This window comes from Vibrio sp. 10N.222.48.A3 (assembly GCF_041475345.1).
Taxonomy (GTDB): Bacteria; Pseudomonadota; Gammaproteobacteria; order Enterobacterales; family Vibrionaceae; genus Vibrio; species Vibrio tasmaniensis_A.
In genome coordinates this window covers 1-3,553 of sequence record NZ_JBFRVX010000885.1, presented here as the reverse complement: position 1 = coordinate 3,553, position 3,553 = coordinate 1, and the positions used below count along the sequence as shown (strand labels likewise).

The window sequence follows — 3,553 nt, the reverse complement described above, 5'->3', positions numbered from 1 at the left end:
ATGAAGTACTGCATAAAAGCGTTGGTGTCGTCGATTTTCATCATAGTCGCAAGTTCATAAATGCTGGTGGTGCAAAGGTTCGCACGTTCTAAAAGCGATGGCTGACTAAACACTTCCGTCATGGCTGCATTAGCAATCAACTTACTGTCTGCGATTACGATCGAACGTGTGGTGTATTCTAGAACCAAGTGCATGTCGTGTGAGATGATCACAACAGTAATGCCCAAATCTCGGTTAAGCTTTTGGATGAATGCCAGCATCGATGTGTAGTTACGGTAGTCTTGGCCTGCTGTTGGCTCATCTAAGATGAGGAGTTCGGGCTCCAACACTAAGATAGACGCGATCGTTACACGCTTTTTCTGACCATAGCTCAGAGCTTCAATGGGCCAGTGGCGGAACTTACTTAACCCGCAAAGCTCAAGAACGTTCTCTACTTTTTCTGTGACCAGCTGTTCTGCCATACCGCGGTTACGAAGACCAAAAGCAATCTCATCAAAAATCATATGATGTGAGATCATATGATTCGGGTTTTGCATCACCACACCGACTTTCTGGCTTCTTTCAAAGATGGAAAGTTCAGATAAGTCTTGACCATTTAGATAGGAAGAACCTGAATCAGCATCTATCACACCCATGATGAGTTTGGTGATAGTGGATTTACCCGAACCGTTCTTGCCCAAAATCGAGACAAACTCACCCTTACCAATTTTGAAACTCACATCTTCGAGTGCATTTTTTTCGCCGTCGTAAGAATAAGTTAAGCCATGAACTTCGAGCAAAGGCTGGTACTGTTTCTCTGCTACCGGTGCCGGGCGCTCAGCAAACCAAGCTTGAACTGCTGGGCGGAATCTTTTGTAATCCAAAGCTTTGAGGTTTGAAAGTTTATCTTCGTTAGTCAGAGGGGCTTTCGCTGCTTTAAGTGCAGATAAGTAGAGAGGTTCACGAATACCGTGCGTATCAAGTAACTTGGACGCTAAGAGGTCATCCGGAGTCATATCCGCGACTATTTCACCGCGCTCCATTAAGATCACACGATCGATATCGCGATGCAGAACATCCTCAAGGCGATGCTCGATAATCACGATAGTCTTGTTGGTTTCTTTATGAAGTTGGTCGATGATCTCAATCGTTGCTTTGCCCGTTTTAGGGTCAAGGCTTGCTAGAGGCTCATCGAACAGCAAGATATCGACATCATCGACTAAAATACCCGCTAACGATACTCGTTGCTTTTGACCACCTGAAAGGTCATGAGGAGAGCGCTCAAGCATATCCGCTAGGTCGACCATTTTTGCTGTCGATTTAACTAACGGGTACATATCAATGTTCGACATCAACTGGTTTTCTAATGCGAACGCGATATCTTCACCGATACTTAACCCCACAAATTGGCTGTCAGTATCTTGCAATACTGTGCCTACTTGCTCGGTATAGTCGTGCATTGAAAACTCAGAGACATTCTTGCCGTTGATCTCTAAAGAACCAGAGACCTCACCTTTAATTGCATGAGGTATCAGACCATTGAGACACTGACCTAGCGTAGATTTACCACTACCACTTGGTCCAATAATGACGATTTTCTCTCCTTTCTCTATCCTTAGATTGATATGTTTTAGCGTCGGTTTATCCAGCGACTCATATCTAAAAGAGAAGTTCGAAAATGCTATAGTCATTAGCGTTTATGCCTCGGTCAGGTTACGGCTTTGTTTGTTACGTTTAGCGACTGATTTTAGGATCAGGAAGCCTACCACTGCGATAAGAATAGTGTTGCCCGCAGCGATGATAGACAGTTGAGTGAAGACTTTAGTAAAGGGTTCTGCGTATAGGATGGTATCTAGGAACGCAGAGCTACCATAACCCACAACGTTACCCGCAAGGGCAAGTACCACGAACAGTGCAAAATCTTTCATTGGCAGTTCGCCTTGTTGAAGGCGATTCTTAGTCATCATTGGGAATAAGCCGATAACCATACCGACAATACCTGAGCCTAATACCCAAGTTAACCATACCCCCCAACCTGCGAACAAATCCGTTACCCAGTGACCGATAAAGCCAACCAAGAAGCCAACAATAGGGCCAAACAAAACAGAAAACAGTGCTAGGACTGCCATTGCTGGTTTCAATGTCGTGTTAGCAAACACTGGGACACCAAACATAGGTAAACCACCAATGCCGTACAGTGCCGCGCCAATAGCAATAACGACGACTGTTTTAGCTGAAAAGTTCATAGATAACCTCGAATACTGAAAATAAAGCATAATATTCGCCATTATTAATATGCGTCTCAATGAGAACGTTTTTTGGGCAAATATAAAAAATAAGGCGCGCATTATACAGTAGAACCCTTCCATAAGGGAAGGTAAGTGTCTAGATGTCTAAAATTCCATCTAGACGCATTAATATCACGTAATAAGCGCAATTTTATGGTTAATCAAGCAACAAAAAAGCCAGAACGAGTCTGGCTTTTTGATTCATATTAACAATGTGTTAAGCGGGGTTGTCGTATATCTACGACCGTTTAGTGGTCTAGATATAGATAGTTTTGCCAACTCTTCATGCGAATAAGCACTTTACGCATGATAGATACGTGAGTGAAGCTGTCAGAATAAACGGCCACTTCGACGGCAGTACCCATAGGCAAATGGTACTCAGACAGATCATCAGTGATGGTCAGCTTAACAAATACACGGCCGCTAGTGCGCAGTGCGTCAGTACCTAGAAGTGTGCCTCGAGCTTGAAATTGGCTTTCACCAATGGCTGGGATCACTTCATCAATGCGTCCTTTAAACACTTTTCCTGGTAGTGCTCTAAATAGAAACTCAGCTTCGTAGCCAGGTTGCAGTCGTTGTAGTGAGTTTTGTCTAAAGGCTGCGGTATAGAATTGCGCCTCAGTGTGAACAAAGGTCATCACCGGCGCTAATGGTAGTGGTACAGCCATTACACCAGGACGAAGAGCGAGTTGAGTTACGTAGCCATCGGTTGGTGCTCTTACTACCGTTTGGTCAAGATTGAATTCAGCTTTACGTAAATCAGCAAGTAAGCCTGCAACCGCTGTATTCTCACCGCCAATCTCAGAGTTAAGTGCGATCTGAGCTTGTTGTTGGTTTGCTTCGGCTACTTTCACAGCTGCTTCTGTGGCTTTGTATGCCTGTCGACGAGTATCGAGCTGTTGCTCTGTAAATGCGCCACTTTCGAAGCCTCGCTTGTATCGAGAGAATTCACGTTGTGCTTTATCTCTTTCTGCAATGGCTTTTATTTTGGCAGCTTCAGCTTCTCCAACTTGCGACTCTAGACCTAAGGCTCCTTGACTCGCTTCTTTTACTTTGGCTTGCAGCTTAGCAACTTCAGCTTCAAAAGGAATCGGGTCTATTTTGAAAAGGATATCCCCTTGCTTGAGAGGCTTATTTGCTTCAACCGGAACCTCGATGACTTTGCCTCGAACCCCTGAAACAATCGGTGTCGTTGAGTAAACTTGATTACCGATTTGTGTGAAAGGGTGGTTGTAGTTCATTAATAGAATCAAAGTACCGATGAGGACAACACCACCCAGTACGGC

General features: G+C 44.3%; 3 protein-coding genes. All 3 read right to left on the bottom strand.

Features of this window, described 5'->3' with window-relative positions; genetic code table 11:
* A partial coding sequence (locus tag AB4653_RS21385) for an ABC transporter ATP-binding protein (RefSeq protein WP_372105288.1) occupies nt 1–1,670 on the bottom strand: 1,670 nt, incomplete at its 3' end.
* Nucleotides 1,671–1,676: 6 nt separating this feature from the next.
* Nucleotides 1,677–2,225: an ECF-type riboflavin transporter substrate-binding protein gene (locus tag AB4653_RS21380; protein WP_009845837.1), complete on the bottom strand. Its 549-nt coding sequence runs from the start codon at nt 2,223–2,225 to the stop codon at nt 1,677–1,679.
* A gap of 290 nt (nt 2,226–2,515) precedes the next feature.
* Nucleotides 2,516–3,553 (bottom strand): HlyD family secretion protein (locus AB4653_RS21375; protein WP_372105286.1); only part of this gene is annotated, 1,038 nt, incomplete at its 5' end.

Excerpts from the sequence above, each read along its gene's own strand:
- AB4653_RS21380 (WP_009845837.1), bottom strand. The coding sequence starts at position 2,225 with ATGAACTTTTCAGCTAAAACAGTCGTCGTTATTGCTATTGGCGCGGCA.